Raw genomic sequence first — 18,472 nt, forward strand, 5'->3', positions numbered from 1 at the left:
ATATGATTTACGCATTTGATACCTATTATTATGAGGATTATGCCAATACCGTGTGTATTGCATTTGAAGACTGGACCTCTGAAAAAGAAGTGGAAGTCTTTATAGAACAGATTCCCGTAAGTTCAGAATATGAAAGCGGGGCTTTTTACAAAAGAGAGTTGCCCTGTATTTTGAGTCTGCTAAAAAAAATAACATTAAGACCAGAAGACATTATCATTGTTGATGGATATGTCACTTTGGATAATAATGGGAAAATTGGCTTAGGCGGCCATCTTTATGAAGAACTGGAAGAAAAGTATCCTATTGTTGGGATTGCAAAAAATGAATTTAGAACTCCTGATTCCCAACGAAGAAATGCAGTTCGTGGAGAAAGTAAAACCCCACTTTTTGTAACAGCGAAAGGAATAGATGTAGATGAAGTTCAATTAAAAGTACAACAGATGCATGGCGATTACAGAATGCCTACGCTGTTGAAAAGATTAGACCAACTAAGCAGAGCATAAATAATAAAGTCTTACAAAAAGTAAGATTTTTTCGTCTATGAATATACCGATTGGTATATTTTAATTATCTTTGTTATATTCCTTTGTCAATATAAAAAGGATTTTTTTTAATCAAAAATATACTGATCGGTATATTGTAAAAAATAAATTCTATGAAAGAAGTATTTATAGTAGCAGCAAAACGAACCCCGCTTGGTGGTTTTATGGGAAGTCTGTCAGGATTTACAGCGACTCAGCTGGGGGCCTTGGCCATTCAGAATGCTTATGAAAGTATCGGACTGGCTCCGGAACATATAGACGGTGTATATATGGGAAATGTGCTGAGTGCCGGATTGGGACAATCACCAGCAAGGCAGGCGGCTATCTTTGCCGGAATTCCTATAGATAAAGACGCCACAACAATCAACAAAGTTTGTGCTTCCGGAATGAAATCGGCGATGATGGGTGCACAGCAGATCCAGCTTGGAATGGAGCATATTGTTATGACGGGAGGAATGGAAAGCATGAGCAACGTTCCGCATTATGTCAAAATCCGTCAGGGGACAAAACTGGGAGATACGAATCTTACTGATGGATTGATTAAAGACGGGCTATGGGATGTCTACAATGATTTCCACATGGGAAGTGCAGCGGAATTAGGCGTGAAAAAATATGGACTTACCAGACAGGAACTTGATGATTATGCCCTTCTCTCATACCAGAGAGCTCAGGAAGCGGCAAAAAACGACAAGATTGGCAACGAATTGATCCCAATATCGATTGAAAGTAAAAAAGGAACTACAATCGTTAGTAAAGACGAAGATATTGATAAACTGATCCCAGAGAAAATTTCCCTTTTGAAACCTGCATTTGAAGCCGACGGAACACTTACAGCAGCCAATTCCAGCAATCTGAATGATGGTGCTGCAGCCCTTTTACTAGCGTCTTCTGAAGCAATAGAGCAACATAATTTAAAACCACTGGCAAAAATAATAGCCTATGCAGATGCCGCACAGGCACCGGAATGGTTTACTACTTCACCTTCCATCGCTATTCAGAAACTGTTGAAACAAACCGGTCTTAGTCTATCTGATATCGACTTTTTCGAGATTAATGAAGCGTATTCTTCAGTAATTCTATCCAATCAAAAAATTCTGGATTATGATATCAGCAAGGTAAATGTATACGGAGGAGCAGTTGCATTGGGACATCCGATTGGTGCTTCAGGAGCAAGGATTATGACCACTTTAGTGAATGTTTTACGCCAGGAAAAAGGAAAGTATGGAATTGCCGCCATCTGTAATGGAGGAGGAGGCGCTTCCGCCGTTCTTATTGAAAGTATAGACTAAAAGGGATAAATTACCTTAGATTTCAATTATTATATAAAAAAGATCTTTCTTAAAGTTAAATTTGAGAAGGATCTTTTGCGTTGTAAAAGATTGATTATCCATTGGTAAAACAGAATATTCAATGATTACAGATGAAAGGTTAAAGCCCTATTTTTATTAAACTGATAAATATCATTGCATTGTTATTTTTATTCATTCTAAATAAATATAAATTTGTCCCAAGAAATTGAACAAAGAAAATGAAAAAAATAACTACTCTTTCTGGTATCGTACTTGCATCGCTGATGAATGCGCAGCTGCAATATTGTATGCCAACCTTTCAGTATGGAGCTGACAGCAACATGATCAGTAATGTAACTTTCGGAACGATTAATAATTCCTCATCCATTCAATCCTCCAATGCACAAATTTATGAGAACTTTACAGCAATATCTACAGATCTGCAGCTGGGAAATTCTTATCCGATATCCGTGCAAGGTCCATCCAGTACATTTCCCAGCGATGTAGTTGTTTTTATAGACTTTAACCAGAACGGAAATTTTGATGATGCAGGAGAGAGCTTTTATATCGGAAGACTTGATGCCGCTAATCCGGCCAATGCTTTTACAGTCAATAATACCATAGCAATCCCGGTCAATGCTGCCATCGGAAGTACAAGAATGAGAGTTCTTAAAAATACCAATGTTCAGGCCTATTCAAATCCTGCTGCTCCGAACTCTATCAGTTCAGCTTGTGACAGTAGCTTAAGAGCAGGCCAGACGGAAGATTATACGGTTAATATCATAGGAAATACGGCCAGTTTCCCGGCTCCTTACTGTGGTACTGAAAATATTACAAGCTTGACCGTGAGTGAGATAAGTACAGTAGAATTTGCCGGAGTTGTTAGAAACAGTGCACTTGACGGCAATTCTGATGTTCTTGAAAACTTTACAGCAACAGTGTTTAATGTGAACCGTGGAAATACCTATCCTATAAGTGTGACAGGTGGTACCCATGGCCAGAATACCGTATCTGCCTATGCTTATATTGATTTTAACCATAATAGTCAGTTTGATGCTGATGAACAATTTAATCTGGGCTATCTGGATAATTCCAATCCGGTTTCCGGTCATGAGTCCGGGATTACAACAGCTAATATTACCATTCCGGCAGGAGCGCAATTGGGAGAAACCCGTTTCAGACTGGTAAAAGCCTATGAATCCAATTCCTGGATGGGAGCTTTGAAGAATCTTCCGTGTCCTTCGGATTGGTTTATCGGTCAAGCAGAAGATTATACTATAAATATTCAGCCTGAGAGTCTTTCAACCCTTGAAGTTTCTAAAGAGGCATCGACCCTTGTTACGATATATCCAAATCCTACCGCAAATTCTGTAACAATCAAGATGAAGGAAGGATTGGAGAAATATGAAATTTATAACATGTCCGGACAAAAGATGCTGGAAGGTAATTCGATGACGATTTCAATGGACCGGTTTGTTCCAGGAACTTACTTGATCAAAATTCATACAAAAAATCAGAAAACAGCTACAGAAAAGATTATTAAGAAATAGACAAATCATATCTAAATCATATCCATATCAATTTTTGTTTTTTAATCGACAGGTCTTTTACCTGTCGGTTTTTTATTTGCTGTTTTTAAGCTTTTATATTACGATTCAGATCCCAGTAAATCCATCAAATCCTGCTTAGACAATCCCTGAAGTTTTTTTCCGTCAGTGGCAAGCAGATTCTGAGCCAGTTCTTTTTTCTTCTTCTGAAGGGTAAGTATTTTTTCCTCCACAGTATTGGAGCAGATCATCCTTACTGCAATTACATTTTTGGTCTGTCCTATACGGTAACTTCGGTCAATAGCCTGGTTTTCAGCTGCAGGATTCCACCAGGGATCTACAAGGTAAATATAATCTGCCTTCGTAAGATTGAGGCCCACGCCTCCAGCTTTTAAGCTAATCAAAAATACACGGATATCTTCATTGTTCTGAAAATGAGCTACTTTTTCACCTCTGTCTTTCGTTTGACCTGTTAAATATTCAAACTGAATATTGTGGCGTTCCAGTTCTGTCTTTATGAGGTCCAGCATACCCACAAACTGTGAGAAAACAAGGATTTTATGATCTTTGGATTTTCCGAGGATCTGTTCCATCAGAATTTCGATTTTAACGGCATTTTCACCGGAGTATCCCTCTTTCATCAGAACAGGGGAATTACAGATCTGTCTGAGCCTCGTAAGGCCTGTAAGAACATGCATGCTGTTCTTGTTCAGATCATCGTCATCATTGGCGGCAATAAATTCTCGAAGTTCCTTTTCATAAGCATCATAAATTTTGCGCTGTTCCGTATTCATTTCACAGTAGATTACTGTTTCAGTTTTCTCCGGAAGTTCTTTGGCAACCTGTTTCTTAGTTCTTCTGAGGATAAATGGCTTTATCTTTTGCTGAAGCTCTATGGCACGTTTGCTGTACTCAAATTTATCAATAGGAATAGCATAAATGTCTTTAAAATACTGTTTACTTCCCAACAATCCGGGACAGGCAAAAGAAAGCTGGCTGTAAAGATCAAAAGTGCTGTTTTCAACGGGCGTCCCCGTCAGTACAATTCTGTTTCTTGATTGAAGCAGACGTGCCGCTTTATACCTTTCTGAATTAGGATTTTTAATCACCTGTGATTCATCCAGAAACACATAATTGAAATTAAGCTTTTTCAAAAATTGAATGTCCGAAAGCAGCATTCCGTAGGTGGTAAGAACTACTTCGTAATCAGGCATATGAGCTGTTGTTTTTGGACGGTCTGCACCATAATGAAGCAAAACTTTTATGGAAGGTGCAAATCTGCTGATCTCTTCCTGCCAGTTGAAAAGCAGGGAAGTAGGAACGACAATAAGATTCGTGGAGTGTCCCCGTTTTTCCCTCTGCGAAAGGATAAAAGCAATGATCTGAATGGTTTTTCCAAGCCCCATATCATCTGCCAGACATCCTCCGAAGTTGAAACTGTCAAGAAAATTAAGCCAGTTGAGTCCGTCATGCTGATAATCTCTCAGCTCAGCATTCAGCTCAGCGGGAACAGCTACTTCCGGAATGTTCTTTACTTTTGAAAACCTAGTGGAATAGGAAGTAAGTTCTTCCTGAATCTCCTTGCTCAGAATTTCTTTTTCAAACAATGACGTTACCTCCGAAAAATTGATTTTCGGAATCTTTAAAAGCTCTTCATCAATTTCTCCTGCTCTGAAATAAGCAGCTATCTTTTCCATCCATTCTTCGGGAAGAATTCCCATGCTGCCATCATCCAGCTGGACGAATTTACTCTTATTCCGGATAGCCCGGTGAAGCTGTTTCAGAGAAGCTTCTTTGGGACCAAATCCTACTTTCAGTTTAGCGTTAAACCAATCCAGTCCGCTGGTAATCTGAATATTGATTTTTGCCCGATGCGGATTTAATTTATTGTTTTTTAATTCGTTAAAACCAAGTATGATGATTCCTTCATTTCTCCAGATCTCAAATGCTTCAAGAAACCAGTTGTTATCCAGGAACTTATCCCTGTGGAGATAAAAATACTGATAGCCGTCCATCTGGTCTTCAAAATCAGGGTGCTGCTGCATCACCAAAGAAGTAAAGTGGGCTTCGGCTGATTCATTTCTTTCTATTTTAAATGGATTTCCATTCTGATCGGTATCAAAAATCTGCTTCCTGGAATAGACCGGGACCTCCACATCACCATATTTCATAACGGGAGTAATTCCTATATAATTTTCCTGCTGACGGAGATAAATGACTTTTTCAATCTGATAATTCTTGTCTTCAAGTTGTACTTTTGTTGCAGGTCGTATATAATTGTAATTGATATGAATACGTTCTTCTAAAGAAGAGAGAATGTCCTGCATAAATGCTTCATATTTTGAAGAATGAACCAGTAAAATTTCATTATGAGCCTTAAAGAACCGTATGATTCTGAGCATGTCAGGATCGTCTACAAAGCTGAAAACGCTTTGGTTATACACGAAATACTCATTTCTGAGAACTATATTTTTAAATGGAAGAGCAATGTCATTAAACAACAGCTCTCCGGTGATTTCAAAAAACGGATCTTTCTTAAAGACAGATAATTGAACCTCTGCATCTAAAGTGTTTAATTCAATATGGGAAAGTGACTTTGCGGAAACGGTTTCTGCGATTTCCCGGTCATGATAATAGACTTCCAGCTCCAGAGGATTCTTTACAATGAGCTTTAAAGCTTCTAGTTCTGAAGGATTATAATCTTCATTGTAATTATTCTGAAAAGAAGTGATAGCAGTGTAAAATTTAATATCTGCAGGTTTCTCCGCTTTCCATATGAGCTGCATGGCATCTACGGGAGTGACCGGATTTTTGATTTTTCCTGATTGCGTTATCTCTGCCTCCATAAGAGAGAAGGTCATGTGATTGTAATAACGGTGTTTACCGATAACCATTATTTGCTTTTTACCCGATTCCAATACTGCCAGCTCATCCAGTTTAGAAGGAAGCTGAGGAAGTAGATCTCCTGTCAGCATTACATCATCTACAGGAAGTATTTCCTTGATTTTGGGCAATATCTGAATTTGGCCATCTTTGTATTCCAATTCAAAATACTGATCCAGATCCGGTTCGTTTTCCAGACCATATCCTCTGGCTTTAGGGAGAAATATTTTCTTGCGTAGCGTTTCATCAAAAAACAATCGATAATTTTTATCTTCAATAATGCAGTGAATAATCTCTGCCTGATGAGTACAAAGCTGTTTTTTTTCATGGTCACAGGTGCAGGAACAGAGTAATGAACTGTTGATTTTGCTGATACTGACCACCGGAAAATCCTGCAGTGAAGATTGTTTTGTAAATATTCCTGTATTGTTTTCAATAGCAACAGGATAGATTTCACGAAAATCCCTGATCCCGATAAATGCACTGTCTGAGGTATGTTTCAGCAGGTCATATACGGAAAGTGTACTGATATTGATGTTGTCAAGAATATATTCTGCCATAAAAATAGATCGGGACAAACTTACAAAAAACAAATATATTAAAGAATCCGTTTTGGCTACACCTTACCCCATTTTGGCAACTCCGGCGTTTGTTGTAATGCAGAACTTTGTCCTGTAATTTTAAACCAAGAAAAATGAAAACAATTTTTATAACAGGTGCTTCTACAGGATTAGGAAAAGCAGCTGCCCAATTATTTCAAAACAACGGATGGAAAGTAATCGCGACTATGAGAAACCCTGAAGCAGCAGCTGATCTTGCGGCTTTGGAGAATGTAACTGTACTTCCGCTGGATGTTACCAATCCGGAACAGATTAAGTCTACTGTAAAGCAGGCTCTTGAACTTGGAGACATCGATGTGGTGTATAATAACGCAGGATATGGCCTTATAGGACCTTTGGAAGCGCTTTCTGATGATCAGATCGTCAAACAGCTTGACACGAATTTATTAGGGGTTATACGCGTTACACAGGCATTTATTCCTTACTTCAGAGAACAGAAAAGAGGAATGTTCATTTCTACAACGTCTATAGGAGGACTGGTAGCATTCCCATTGGGTTCTACTTATCACGCGACCAAGTGGGCGCTTGAAGGGTGGAGTGAAAGCTTAGCTTTTGAGCTTAATACTTTGGGAATTGATATTAAAACGGTGTCTCCCGGAGGAATCAAGACGGATTTTGTAAGCCGTTCTCTGGACTCAGCATCCAGTCCTGCTTATGAAGACATGACGAATTCTCTGTTTTCTAAAATGGAAGGGATGATGGAAGCGGCTTCTACACCGGAACAGATTGCAGCAGTAGTCTATGAGGCTGCAACAGATGGTAAAAAACAACTGAGATATGTGGCCGGAGAAGATGCTAAAGCCATCTATGCACAGCGTCTTGAACTAGGTGATGAAGCATTCAGAGAGCAGTTCGGAAAACAGTTTATGTAATCAGATTTTTGAAAGACAGTATAAAGTAAATTACATTGTACTGTCTTTTTACTCCAATAATTTATAATTTTATATCATGGAAAAGAAAGATAATATTCCACTGAAGATCTCATCCATATCAGAATTACACGATATGTTGCAGCTGCCCAAGCCGCTTCATCCGTTGGTAAGCCTTGTGGATAATACGAAAATGAGCATCAGAAAAGATATGCTGAAGCGAAGTTTTATCCTGAATTTTTATAAGATCTCATATAAATATTCCACGGTCGGGAAAATGGGTTACGGACAGGGATATTATGACTTCAATGAGGGAGGAATGATGTTTACGGCTCCCGGTCAGGTTCTTTCTACTGATGAGAATGCAGAATACTGCGGGTATACTTTGCTGGTACATCCGGATTTCATCAGAAGTTATCCTTTGGCAAAGAATATCAAAAACTTCGGTTTCTTTTCTTATGATACGAATGAAGCACTGCACTTGTCTGATCAGGAAAAGACAACGATAACAGGCTTGTTGGATAATATTGGAAATGAATTAAATACAGCTATTGATGAAGTGAGTCAGGACGTTATTGTTTCTTATATTGATGTGCTTCTCAATTACAGCAACCGTTTTTATAAAAGACAGTTTATCACCAGAAAGGCGGTTAATAATGATGTACTGGCTAAAATGGATATAGTGCTGGAAAAGTATTTTAACGAGCAGGAAACCTTAAATAAGGGGCTTCCTACGGTAGAATTTCTGGCCTCCACACTCAATCTGTCACCCCATTATCTGAGTGATATGCTTCGTAACCTTACCGGATTAAATGCCCAGCAGCATATTCATGAAAAACTGATTGAAAAGGCGAAAGAATATCTTACTACCACAGGTTTTTCTGTATCTGAAGTAGCGTATGCTCTTGGATTTGAACATCCGCAGTCTTTCAATAAGCTGTTTAAAAAGAAAACCGATAAAACACCTCTGAGTTACAGACAGTCTTTCAACTAAATAAATAAAAAACACCTGGTTCAAATATCAGGTGTTTTTTTATTGTATACTTTTTAGTCAACACGTTGCTTTTCTTTGATCAAAGCTTCAATTTTGCTTTTTGCAGCTGCCCATTCATCATTCAAAATACTGTAATAAGCCGCATTTCTTGTAGTACCATCGCTGAGAACTTTGTCTTTACGTAAAATACCTTCAAATACACCACCGATTTTTTCGATCGCTTTTCGTGATCTGAAATTATCGTCTTTCGTTTTCAACTGTACCCTGTTTGTTTTCAGTACATTAAAGCAGAAGGTGAGGAGCAGTAATTTGCATTCAAGATTGATGGCTGTTCCCCAGAACTCTTTGGTGATCCATGTCCATCCGATTTCCAGTTTTCTTCTGCCGGATATATTTCAAAAAAGCGTGTGGAACCAATCAGTTTTCCGGTTTCTTTATGTCGTATTACAAATGGATACTGATTTCCGGTTTCTCTTTCTGATAAGGCGAATTCATACGTTTTATAAAACTGGGTTTCTTCAGAACAATCGGTAGGAATCAGTTCCCAGAGTTCTTTATCTGAAGCAGCAGCATATAATTCTTCAAAATGCTCTTTTTCAAGGGGAATTAATTCAACAGTTTCTCCTTCCAAAATAGTTGGATAGGCGATCCATTTTTCTTTCATGGCTCATTTTTTATACAACGAAATTAATAAAAAATGAAAATCTGTATTCAAAAAACAAAGTGATTTTCCATCATAAGGAGATCCACATTTCCATTATTGGTTAAAATGGAACATAAAAATGACAAAAATGAACTACATTTTAATAGCGCAGCGTGTCTAAATTTGCAAAAAGGATTTTTATTACCCTGTTATAATGAACGAGACTCAATCTTTTAATGCAAAAATGCCGACCGCCTGTTTTTTACTATTCTTTGCCCACGGGCTTGTTTTTTCTTCCTGGGCGAGCCGGATTCCTATCATTAAAACTGCTCTTTCCATTACTGAAGCCCAATTGGGAACACTTTTGCTTCTGATGCCGATAGGACAGCTGTCGACGATGGTTCTGGCCGGAAAACTGATCAGTATTTACGGAAGCAGCGGAATTATTAAAAGATGCTTTATGTTGTATCCTTTTTTTCTTCTCTTAATTGGTTTATCACCTTCTTACTGGACTTTAGGGGCCGTTCTGTTCTTTTTCGGTGTGTCCGGGAATATGTGCAATATTGCCATCAATACACAGGCAATTGAGATAGAATCTATCACGAAAAGAACTCTTCTTTCTTCCTATCACGGAGCATGGTGTTTTGCAGGGCTTACGGGGGCAGTCATAGGTTTGCTGATGATTAATCTCCATGTAGGAACTTTTTACCATTTTGCTGTTATTTTCATTCTGGTAGGAATACTTTGGTTTTACAGTACAAAAAATCTGACCAATATTATTCATAAAGCAGAACCGCAGACCCGTTCAATTTTCAAAGCAGTGAATCCTACACTGATTGGTTTGGGAATTATAGGCTTTCTGAGTATGGCGATTGAAGGAGCGATGTTCGACTGGAGCGGGGTTTATTTTCAAACTATAGTTAAAGCACCTGAAAACCTTGTCATACTGGGGTATACGAGTTTTATCTTAATGATGACTTTAGGTCGTTTTATCGGGAATAAAATCATTGAAAAGTATGGGAAAAAGATCGTTCTGCAGTGTTGTGGACTGCTGATGAGCAGCGGGCTTTTTCTAAGTGTTTTCTTTCCGGAACTGTGGATCTGCATCATTGCTTTTATGATCATTGGCCTCGGAAGTTCCCTGAGTGTGCCTTCCGTTTACAGTACAGTAGGAAAAGTGAGTACAGTAGCTCCGAGTATTGCTTTATCATTTGTTTCCAGTATATCATTTTTAGGATTTCTGATGGGGCCGCCTCTTATCGGATATATTGCAGAAAGTTTTGATCTCAGGTACTCATATGGTCTTTTTGCCTGCTTTGGGATTTTACTGGCGATTATGGCGGGTCAGATGAAAGTCTTCAGGAAATCATAATTAATTTCTTTTTAAGGGATTTTTGACATCTTTTAAGCGTTTTTTGACATGTTCCGGCTCATGGTTGTTATTTAATCTTGCATTGTAAAATACTTTTTATCTTTATTAAAAATTTCCTTTTATGAAGCCGGTCTCAGGAATTGTATCAGAATCTGTTATTGACCATTCTTTTTCCGTAAAACGATTGGAAGATGATCTCCCATATTTCGTGGATTTTGTGAGGCTTAATTATCATCACATTGTAATGATTGAAAAAGGTAAAGGAGTACTGGTGATAGATGAGCACTCTTTTGATATCACAGATCAGGAAATTTTTTTACTCTCAAAAGGTCAGATCTGCAGATTTGAAAATGATGCTGAAGTCTGTGGCTATCATATTTCCTTTGGCGATTGTTTCTGGGAAAGAGTTCCTTCCAGTGCCAGCAATTGCAAGGCTGTTCTGTTTAATAATGCTGCTGCGAATCAAAAACTGATACCGGACCAAGTTGAAACAGATGAATTTTTAAACTTATGTAAAAACTTATTGACGGAATACAAAGCAACATCTTATACCAATCAAATGGATGTACTGGCGGCCTATTTAAAAATCATGATGATCAAGCTGGCGAATGTAAAAATGGTAAAAGAGGATACTTTTGACAGCCAGGATTATATCATTTACCGCAAGTTTATGGAATTGCTGAGCAGTCAGTATCATAGCCTTCACGCCGTGAATGATTATTCGGAAAGATTGAATATTACGCCAAGAAGGTTAAGTGAATTGTGTAAACGGTGTTCTGATAAAAGTGCTAAAGAAATTATCAACGGACAGATTATAGCAGAGGCAAAAAGACTTCTTCAGTTCAGTTCCCATTCTATAAAAGAGATTGCTTATCAGCTTCATTTCGGTACATCGGAACAGTTCAGCCACTTCTTTAAAAAAAATACGGAAATATCTCCGGCAAACTATCGCAGTAAGTTCATTCATATCGGAATATAATTTCGACGGAAATTTTGACATCTTATCGGCATTTATTGATATTCCGAAGCATTTCTAATCAGGATATCTTTGGATAAAATTATATAAAGATATGTCAGTACATCGTATGAAAGAAGTTGCGGGAATCATCATCCCGGACAGTAAAATTGCAACAGAAGCCACAGAACTTCTATTGGAACACGGAACAGAATTTATCTACAATCACTCTATGCGTGTTTTTCTATTTTCTTCCTTAAATGCAAAACGTGAAAACAAAACGCATGACTCGGAACTATTGTATGTAGCATCCGTATTTCACGATCTGGGGCTTGTTTCTCATTACAGCAGCCCGGATCTGAGATTTGAAGTAGACGGAGCCAATGCAGCCAGAGACTTTTTGAAGGGTCATGGTATTGCTCAGGATAAACTTCAGCTCGTTTGGGACACCATTGCCCTTCACACTACCATTGGAATTGCGGAACATAAAGAAAATGAGGTTGCTTTAATGTATTCAGGAGTGGGATTGGATGTGATGGGCGAAGGCTATGAAAACCTGAGTGCGGAACATCGGGAAGAGATTATCAGAGCTTTTCCGAGAAATGATTTCAAAAAGAAGATCATTCCTACATTTTTCGGTGGTTTTGAACATAAAACCGAAACTACTTTCGGAAATATAAAAGCAGATGTATGTGCCTTCATGATCCCAAATTTTGAAAGGAAAAACTTCTGCGACTGTATTTTACATTCTCCATGGTCTGAATAGGAAAATAGCTCTTTCAAAAAATAAACAGCCCCGGACATTCTTAGATGATAAGGGCTGTTATGGTTTATATCCAGTTTTCTATAAGATGAAGCCAGAGTGCTTTTTCTTTATCAAGCAGAAATACCGCAGATGATTTTCTCTTAGTCAGGACTTCTCCAGTGACCTGTGTTTCAATATAGGTAGCAAGTCCGTGATGCGCAGAATGATTCACTTCAATATTTTCAACCTGAAGACTTCGCCCAGGGAACTTTCCAAATACAGTCGGAAGCCATTCTTCAAGCATAGATAGGGTAACAGTATCTCCGTTTCCATTAATCATTTTAAAATCTTGTGAAAATCCGGCTAATAATTCTTGATAAAGACTTTCCTGATTTTCGGCTTTCCCCTGAAACCATTTTTCGATATTCCCGTGGAATTCTTCTATTTCGCAAATGATCTTTTCTGTATTATTCATAATTAAATGTATTATATCTTTTGATTTAAACTTATCTTTTAATTAATAATTTTGCTTAATCTGTTTCGTGCCCAGAGCCCAGCCAGCTGAAAAATACCTATCATTCCTACAGCGGCTGCAAAGGCTTCTGTAAACCCCAGAATTGGGATCAGATTAAAGAACAGCGTACCAATAACAGCTCCTCCGGTGACGCTCCCAATCTGAATACCAATACTTACCAAGCCTGAAGCCTGCCCGGCTTTATCTTTTGAAACCAGGGAAATGGCCGTCCGCATCATGACCGGCATAATCGTACCATGTCCAAATCCGGCAATAAACAATGTCAGATGAGTCACAAATGAGGGTTTGTGCTGAAAATAAAAAACAGCTGCACTTATCAGAAATCCTGTCATTAACAATCCTAATCCTATATAGATCATTTTGGATGCGTTTAATTGTACTCTGGAAGTAACCAAAGGTGCCAGAAAAAAAGCGAGACCATAAGGAATGATGGCAAATCCTGCCTGCATTGAATTTTGATGAAGAAACTGCTGAAGATAATAAGGATAGCAAATAAATAAACCAGCTGTGAAATTATAAAAGAAAATAATCAGAAGACTTAATGCGAAAGGTTTCTGCTGCAATAAAGGCGGCTCGATAAGTATGGGGCGATTATCTTTGAGCTGTTTCTTCTCGTGTTTTAAAAATAAAATTATTAATACGATTCCGGTGACAAATATTCCGAAAATCCACCATGCCCATTCGAATTTCTGGCCGAAAATAAGAGGGCAGATGATAAAAAGTAAGGCAATAACTAATAATAAAGCTCCCACAAAATCAATACCTGTTTGTTCTTTCGGGTTACTATTGCCCATAGTAAAATGAATGCCCAGAATACAGATAATGGTAATTGGCACATTGACAAGAAACACCATTTCCCAGGAAAAATTTCCCCAATGCATGCTTAAAAGAATTCCGCCAAATAACTGTCCGATCACCGAAGCAAGACCAAATACCGAGCTGAAAATACTAACGGCCTTAGGCTGTTCCTGACTGTTGAAAAGGTCTTTTATAGAAGCCAGTACCTGTGGAGCAAGCAATGATGCACCAACACCCTGAAACAATCTGAAAATAATTAACCATGTAACATCCGGAGAAAAAGCGCAGGCAAGAGAGGAAAACAGAAAAGTATACAATCCTGCTATAAATATCTTTTTACGTCCGTAAATATCACCCAGGCGTCCGCCACACACGACAAGTGCGGCATAGGTGAGTCCATAAATGGCGATAACCATCTGAAGCTGATGATCACTGGCGTTCAGTGATTTTTTGATGGAAGGCAGAGCCATATTAACAATAAAATAATCCAGTGGTGATAGAAAAGCACCTGCAATCAGAAAGTTGAGTGCCTGCCACCGTTTCGGATGTACGTTCATATTTTTTTAAGCAAAATTACCTCCTTTGTGTTCTGTTAAAATTGTACTTTTGGAGGAAAATACAGTGTGTCATGAAAGGATTGCCTCTTGAAGAGATTGATGTGAGAAAATTAGAACTGAAAGAAGAGATTGTACTTAAAACAAACACTTTTCTCTCATTCGTTTATATTGTGAAGGGAAAAGGATCGCTTACTTATGATGGGCGAAACATTAATTTTTCGCAGGGCAAGCTCTTTATTATTCCACAAAAGGAGGTCTATCGTTTTGAAAGTGAGTCTGCCCAGCTTATTACAATTCAATGCCCGGTGGAGTTTATTGATAAAATCCGTTTGGAAGCGGACCGTATTGAAAGCTGTGAGAATTTACATAAACTACAATACATCAGCCATAATTATCATGCAAGAGCAGGCTGTGTCTTCAGAGATAAAAATGATGAGCACTTTGCAGAAACCCTTATTCTGCAAATTGCAAATGAATTCAAAAATAAGGCGGAAGATTATCTAATTATCCGCAACTGCATGTCGATCCTTCTGAATCTGATTGCCCGAAATATCATTCAGAGTGAAACTTCAGATCTGCAGGAAAACCGGAAAGCTTTCTCCATCATGAAAATCATTGCATATATTCAGCAACATATAAAAGACCGTGAGAAAACCGGAATTCAGACTATTGCCGGTCATTTTGGGATTTCCGGGAATTATTTCGGAGAATATTTTAAACAGCAAACCGGGATTTCTTATCAGGATTATCTGCTGGACTATAGATTAAAACTGGTGGAAACCTATTTAAAATACAGCAGTGTCAGACTAAGTGAGATTGCCTACGAGCTCCAGTTCAGCGATGAAAGCCACCTTTCCAAACTGTTCAAGAAATACAGAGGAGTAACTCCCGGAGAATACAGGAAAAGTTTCAAGTAAATATCTTTTTATAAGAAGGCTTTTTTTATTAGGTTAAGATTTGATTTTAAAAAATATAAAGTTAACTATATAGTTGACTTTATATTTTTATATATTTACTGCAAATATATTTCAGATGGATTTTGACTTTATTAAAGAATTAGGGTATAAAGCGTTGGATAGCAGACTGAAGAGGATCAGTGACCGCATGTCTCATGATGTGCGGAAGTTTTATAAAGAATTCGGAATTGATGTGGAACCCAATTGGTATCTGGTTTTTATGTTGCTGCAAAAAAAAGGCGAAATTTCTATTACCGATATCGCTGAGCCTTTGGGCTATTCACATCCATCCGTTGTGGCTATCGTCAAAAAAATGAGCGAAAGCGGTTATCTCATCATCAAAAAAGATAGTGCAGATAAGCGAAAGCAGATCATTTCATTATCTCCCAAAGCCATTGATATGCTTCCTCAGCTGAAGCAGATCTGGGACAGTTGTGAAAAAGCAATTCTGAAGGTATTATCAGAAGATCTGTCGATTTTAACGTATCTGGATGATATTGATCAGGAATTAAAAAATGAATCTTTTCATCACAGATTTAAACAGGAATATTTAAAATCAATTCAATCATGAAAGCATTACTTCTCATTACAGCATTTCTTTTTTCCACGAATTTGATTTCGGCAACAGAAACGAAAATCATGATCAGAGCCAAAGCAAGAGATGCAAAGTTTATCGGAACTTCATTGGGCGGCGCTCATATTATCATCAGAAACAAGCTTAATCAAAGGATTCTGGCAGAAGGAAACACTACCGGAAGCACGGGAAACACAGATCTGATTATGAAAACGCCCAAAGTAAGAGGAAACTCCATTGCAGATGAACAGACAGGAGGTTTTATGGCTGCCATAGATATTGATGAACCTACATTTGTGAATATAGAAGTAATCTCTCCTTTGAACAGCAAGCAGGCTCAGGCGGTAGTAAGTACAGAGCTATGGCTGATTCCCGGGAAACATATTCTGGGAGAGGGAATTATCCTTGAGATTCCGGGGTATATTATTGATATTCTGAAACCCAGAACCCATCAGTATATTGCACTGAAAAGTATTAAAGATAAACCTTTCCTGTTTCAGGCCAATATTGTGATGATGTGCGGATGTGTTATTGATAAAGGAGGCGTGTGGAATTCCGATGAAATAGAAGTGAAAGGAATCCTGAAGAAAGACGGAAAATTTGTGAAAAATGTAGAGATGTCTTTAGTTTCAACCAATCTGTTTGAAGGAGATCATATCATCAGTTCGCCGGGAAACTATGAGCTTGTTCTGTATGCCTATCATGAAAAAACAGGAAATACAGGCGTGGATAAGGTCAATTATGTAGTTTTCGAATAAATGAAACTCAATATATGGGAATGAAAAGAGACTTCCGAAAAGTCTCTTTTTTTATGCAGAACAAATTATAAAACCTGAAGCTCTTTAAATACTTCTATAATGGCTTCAATAAGTCCTTTATCTACATTTTTTTCGGAAGCAGCATCGGGGAGAAGAGCTCTTAAGTCACCGTGATCATCACGCTCGATAACGACTTCAGTTCCATCTACGTCTACATACAGTTTATATCCGTAAGAGAATGTAGCCAGCTTTCCATTGAAAAGCAGTTCTTTGCCCTTATAAGTTACCGGTACTTCAAATTCTTCCATGCGTAAGCTTCTATTATAATTGGAGCAAATGTCGGAAAATTTTAATTCATATCATCATATAAACTGTAATGATAAAGCCAGATCATGCAAATTATTAAAAATATTAATGGAGTAAATCTGTATATTTATCCTTAGTTATGGAGTCATTCCCAAGCAGGAATGATCAATGAATTTGAATTAAGCAATTATGAAAGATACAATCACCATTTTCTGGTTCAGGCGTGACCTGAGATTGGAAGACAATATCGGACTTCACCACGCTCTGCAGTCTGATGCACCGGTACTACCCATTTTTATATTTGATACTGATATTCTCGGCAAGCTGGAAGATAAAGAAGACCGCAGGGTTGATTATATCCATCAGGCTTTGGCGGATCTCAATGTTTCATTAAAAAAGTATCATTCAAAAATCAATACCTATCATGGTAAGCCTATCGAAATATTCAGGAAATTGTCTGAAGAATACACTATCAGAAGTGTTTTCTGCAACAGAGATTATGAACCTCAGGCGATTGAAAGAGATAAGGAAATCTATTATTTTTTCAAAGAAAAGAATATTCCTTTTAAGGCCAGTAAAGATCAGGTGATTTTTGATAAGGATCAGATTGTTAAAAAAGACGGTTCGCCTTACACGGTTTACACTCCTTTTGCCAAAAAGTGGCGGGAAGCCTTAACTCCTGAGCATTATCAATCTGTTGAATTGGATTTTAAGAACCTCTTTCAACAGAAATATTCTGAGATTGTGGCATTAAAGGAAATAGGTTTCAAAAAAACAGATTTTGATTTTAAAAAACCGGTTCTGGAGGCGTCCATTATTGATGATTACGATAAGTACCGTGATTTTCCGGCATTACAGCATACCACACAACTCGGAATTGCTTTACGCTTTGGAATCATCAGCATCAGAAAGTGTGTGGCTTTTGCATTGAAGCATAATTCGGTATGGCTGTCCGAGCTGATCTGGCGTGAATTTTTTATGCAGATTTTATATCATTTCCCACAGGTAGTTCATCAGTCTTTTAAAAAGCAGTATGATAATATCCACTGGCGGAATAATGAAAAAGAGTTTAAGCACTGGTGTGAAGGAACCACAGGGTATCCGATTGTAGATGCCGGAATGAGGGAACTGAATGAGACAGGCTATATGCATAACCGGGTAAGAATGATTGTAGCGAGCTTTTTATGCAAACATCTGTTGATCGACTGGCGTTGGGGGGAAGCGTATTTTGCATTAAAACTGAATGATTATGACCTGTCTGCCAACAATGGAAACTGGCAGTGGGCTGCAGGCTCGGGATGTGATGCAGCACCTTATTTCAGGGTTTTTAATCCAACGGCTCAGACAGAAAAATTTGATAAAGACTTAGTGTACATCAAAAAGTGGCTCCCTGAATGGAATACACCAGCATATCCATCACCCATTGTAGAACACACCTTTGCCCGCGAAAGAGCTTTGTCAGAATATAAGAAAGCATTAACATAAATAATGTGATATGAAAAATGCCCGGTAACAAAATGTCACCGGGC

The 18,472-nt window shown here is 38.1% G+C and carries 18 protein-coding genes; 12 read left to right on the forward strand and 6 right to left on the reverse strand.

Annotated features, from left to right (window positions below; all coding sequences use genetic code 11):
- Positions 1-2 precede the first annotated feature (2 nt).
- From RHP76_RS01845 to RHP76_RS01855, 3 genes are all read left to right on the forward strand, one after another.
- Positions 3-503 (forward strand): endonuclease V, encoded by a 501-nt coding sequence (locus RHP76_RS01845; protein ID WP_120230905.1) that lies wholly within the window; start codon positions 3-5, stop codon positions 501-503.
- A 152-nt stretch (positions 504-655) separates the two neighbouring features.
- Positions 656-1,831, forward strand: a complete 1,176-nt coding sequence (locus RHP76_RS01850) for an acetyl-CoA C-acyltransferase (protein WP_311229336.1) — start codon at positions 656-658, stop codon at positions 1,829-1,831.
- A 239-nt stretch (positions 1,832-2,070) separates the two neighbouring features.
- Complete coding sequence (locus RHP76_RS01855) at positions 2,071-3,381, forward strand: T9SS type A sorting domain-containing protein (RefSeq protein WP_311229337.1); 1,311 nt, start codon at positions 2,071-2,073, stop codon at positions 3,379-3,381.
- A gap of 98 nt (positions 3,382-3,479) precedes the next feature.
- Here RHP76_RS01855 and RHP76_RS01860 read toward each other — a convergent pair whose 3' ends face one another.
- The gene (locus RHP76_RS01860) at positions 3,480-6,821 is read right to left on the reverse strand and encodes a DEAD/DEAH box helicase (protein WP_311229338.1); all 3,342 of its coding nucleotides are present in this window, start codon (positions 6,819-6,821) and stop codon (positions 3,480-3,482) included.
- Positions 6,822-6,955: 134 nt separating this feature from the next.
- On the opposite strand from RHP76_RS01860, the gene RHP76_RS01865 reads away from it, so the two are divergent.
- The gene (locus RHP76_RS01865) at positions 6,956-7,753 is read left to right on the forward strand and encodes an SDR family oxidoreductase (RefSeq protein WP_311229339.1); all 798 of its coding nucleotides are present in this window, start codon (positions 6,956-6,958) and stop codon (positions 7,751-7,753) included.
- Positions 7,754-7,829: 76 nt separating this feature from the next.
- Positions 7,830-8,744 (forward strand): helix-turn-helix domain-containing protein, encoded by a 915-nt coding sequence (locus RHP76_RS01870; protein ID WP_120230910.1) that lies wholly within the window; start codon positions 7,830-7,832, stop codon positions 8,742-8,744.
- A 53-nt stretch (positions 8,745-8,797) separates the two neighbouring features.
- On the opposite strand, the gene RHP76_RS01875 is transcribed toward RHP76_RS01870, so the two are convergent.
- Positions 8,798-9,136, reverse strand: coding sequence for a GNAT family N-acetyltransferase (locus RHP76_RS01875; RefSeq protein ID WP_311230250.1), 339 nt, complete (start codon positions 9,134-9,136; stop codon positions 8,798-8,800).
- Complete coding sequence (locus RHP76_RS01880) at positions 9,019-9,408, reverse strand: GNAT family N-acetyltransferase (RefSeq protein ID WP_311229340.1); 390 nt, start codon at positions 9,406-9,408, stop codon at positions 9,019-9,021. The genes RHP76_RS01875 and RHP76_RS01880 overlap by 118 nt, the downstream gene beginning before the upstream one ends.
- A 193-nt stretch (positions 9,409-9,601) precedes the next feature.
- On the opposite strand from RHP76_RS01880, the gene RHP76_RS01885 reads away from it, so the two are divergent.
- The 3 genes from RHP76_RS01885 (at position 9,602) to RHP76_RS01895 (ending at position 12,480) form a co-directional block, all read left to right on the forward strand.
- On the forward strand, positions 9,602-10,759 hold the full coding sequence (locus tag RHP76_RS01885) for an MFS transporter (protein WP_120230912.1): 1,158 nt from the start codon (positions 9,602-9,604) through the stop codon (positions 10,757-10,759).
- A 121-nt stretch (positions 10,760-10,880) separates the two neighbouring features.
- Complete coding sequence (locus RHP76_RS01890) at positions 10,881-11,738, forward strand: AraC family transcriptional regulator (protein WP_311229341.1); 858 nt, start codon at positions 10,881-10,883, stop codon at positions 11,736-11,738.
- A 91-nt stretch (positions 11,739-11,829) separates the two neighbouring features.
- Positions 11,830-12,480: an HD domain-containing protein gene (locus RHP76_RS01895; RefSeq protein ID WP_311229342.1), complete on the forward strand. Its 651-nt coding sequence runs from the start codon at positions 11,830-11,832 to the stop codon at positions 12,478-12,480.
- A 64-nt stretch (positions 12,481-12,544) separates the two neighbouring features.
- On the opposite strand, the gene RHP76_RS01900 is transcribed toward RHP76_RS01895, so the two are convergent.
- Together RHP76_RS01900 and RHP76_RS01905 are read right to left on the reverse strand one after the other, a co-directional pair.
- A complete protein-coding gene (locus RHP76_RS01900) occupies positions 12,545-12,934 on the reverse strand; it encodes a hypothetical protein (protein ID WP_123278395.1) in 390 nt (129 codons plus the stop codon).
- 38 nt (positions 12,935-12,972) lie between these two features.
- Positions 12,973-14,349, reverse strand: coding sequence for an MFS transporter (locus RHP76_RS01905; protein WP_311229343.1), 1,377 nt, complete (start codon positions 14,347-14,349; stop codon positions 12,973-12,975).
- Between the two features lie 71 nt (positions 14,350-14,420).
- Here RHP76_RS01905 and RHP76_RS01910 point away from each other — a divergent pair, with 71 nt between their 5' ends.
- The 3 genes from RHP76_RS01910 (at position 14,421) to RHP76_RS01920 (ending at position 16,637) form a co-directional block, all read left to right on the forward strand.
- Positions 14,421-15,266: an AraC family transcriptional regulator gene (locus RHP76_RS01910; protein ID WP_277694644.1), complete on the forward strand. Its 846-nt coding sequence runs from the start codon at positions 14,421-14,423 to the stop codon at positions 15,264-15,266.
- A gap of 115 nt (positions 15,267-15,381) precedes the next feature.
- Positions 15,382-15,876 carry a MarR family winged helix-turn-helix transcriptional regulator gene (locus tag RHP76_RS01915; protein ID WP_216444777.1) on the forward strand — a complete coding sequence of 165 codons (495 nt, stop codon included), beginning with the start codon at positions 15,382-15,384 and terminating at the stop codon, positions 15,874-15,876.
- A complete protein-coding gene (locus RHP76_RS01920; RefSeq protein ID WP_120230918.1) occupies positions 15,873-16,637 on the forward strand; it encodes a hypothetical protein in 765 nt (254 codons plus the stop codon). The genes RHP76_RS01915 and RHP76_RS01920 overlap by 4 nt, the downstream gene beginning before the upstream one ends.
- A gap of 65 nt (positions 16,638-16,702) precedes the next feature.
- Here the strand turns inward: RHP76_RS01920 and RHP76_RS01925 are convergent, their stop codons facing one another.
- Complete coding sequence (locus RHP76_RS01925; protein ID WP_110008709.1) at positions 16,703-16,945, reverse strand: hypothetical protein; 243 nt, start codon at positions 16,943-16,945, stop codon at positions 16,703-16,705.
- Positions 16,946-17,132: 187 nt separating this feature from the next.
- On the opposite strand from RHP76_RS01925, the gene RHP76_RS01930 reads away from it, so the two are divergent.
- Positions 17,133-18,428, forward strand: coding sequence for a cryptochrome/photolyase family protein (locus RHP76_RS01930; protein ID WP_311229344.1), 1,296 nt, complete (start codon positions 17,133-17,135; stop codon positions 18,426-18,428).
- Positions 18,429-18,472 lie beyond the last annotated feature (44 nt).

It is taken from the genome of Chryseobacterium sp. SG20098 (assembly GCF_031844745.1).
GTDB lineage: Bacteria > Bacteroidota > Bacteroidia > Flavobacteriales > Weeksellaceae > Chryseobacterium > Chryseobacterium cucumeris.

Excerpts from the sequence above, each read along its gene's own strand:
- RHP76_RS01845 (WP_120230905.1), top strand. The coding sequence starts at position 3 with ATGATTTACGCATTTGATACCTATTATTATGAGGATTATGCCAATACC.
- RHP76_RS01850 (WP_311229336.1), top strand. The coding sequence starts at position 656 with ATGAAAGAAGTATTTATAGTAGCAGCAAAACGAACCCCGCTTGGTGGT.
- RHP76_RS01855 (WP_311229337.1), top strand. The coding sequence starts at position 2,071 with ATGAAAAAAATAACTACTCTTTCTGGTATCGTACTTGCATCGCTGATG.
- RHP76_RS01860 (WP_311229338.1), bottom strand. The coding sequence starts at position 6,821 with ATGGCAGAATATATTCTTGACAACATCAATATCAGTACACTTTCCGTA.
- RHP76_RS01865 (WP_311229339.1), top strand. The coding sequence starts at position 6,956 with ATGAAAACAATTTTTATAACAGGTGCTTCTACAGGATTAGGAAAAGCA.
- RHP76_RS01870 (WP_120230910.1), top strand. The coding sequence starts at position 7,830 with ATGGAAAAGAAAGATAATATTCCACTGAAGATCTCATCCATATCAGAA.
- RHP76_RS01880 (WP_311229340.1), bottom strand. The coding sequence starts at position 9,408 with ATGAAAGAAAAATGGATCGCCTATCCAACTATTTTGGAAGGAGAAACT.
- RHP76_RS01885 (WP_120230912.1), top strand. The coding sequence starts at position 9,602 with ATGAACGAGACTCAATCTTTTAATGCAAAAATGCCGACCGCCTGTTTT.
- RHP76_RS01890 (WP_311229341.1), top strand. The coding sequence starts at position 10,881 with ATGAAGCCGGTCTCAGGAATTGTATCAGAATCTGTTATTGACCATTCT.
- RHP76_RS01895 (WP_311229342.1), top strand. The coding sequence starts at position 11,830 with ATGTCAGTACATCGTATGAAAGAAGTTGCGGGAATCATCATCCCGGAC.
- RHP76_RS01900 (WP_123278395.1), bottom strand. The coding sequence starts at position 12,934 with ATGAATAATACAGAAAAGATCATTTGCGAAATAGAAGAATTCCACGGG.
- RHP76_RS01905 (WP_311229343.1), bottom strand. The coding sequence starts at position 14,349 with ATGAACGTACATCCGAAACGGTGGCAGGCACTCAACTTTCTGATTGCA.
- RHP76_RS01910 (WP_277694644.1), top strand. The coding sequence starts at position 14,421 with ATGAAAGGATTGCCTCTTGAAGAGATTGATGTGAGAAAATTAGAACTG.
- RHP76_RS01915 (WP_216444777.1), top strand. The coding sequence starts at position 15,382 with ATGGATTTTGACTTTATTAAAGAATTAGGGTATAAAGCGTTGGATAGC.
- RHP76_RS01920 (WP_120230918.1), top strand. The coding sequence starts at position 15,873 with ATGAAAGCATTACTTCTCATTACAGCATTTCTTTTTTCCACGAATTTG.
- RHP76_RS01925 (WP_110008709.1), bottom strand. The coding sequence starts at position 16,945 with ATGGAAGAATTTGAAGTACCGGTAACTTATAAGGGCAAAGAACTGCTT.
- RHP76_RS01930 (WP_311229344.1), top strand. The coding sequence starts at position 17,133 with ATGAAAGATACAATCACCATTTTCTGGTTCAGGCGTGACCTGAGATTG.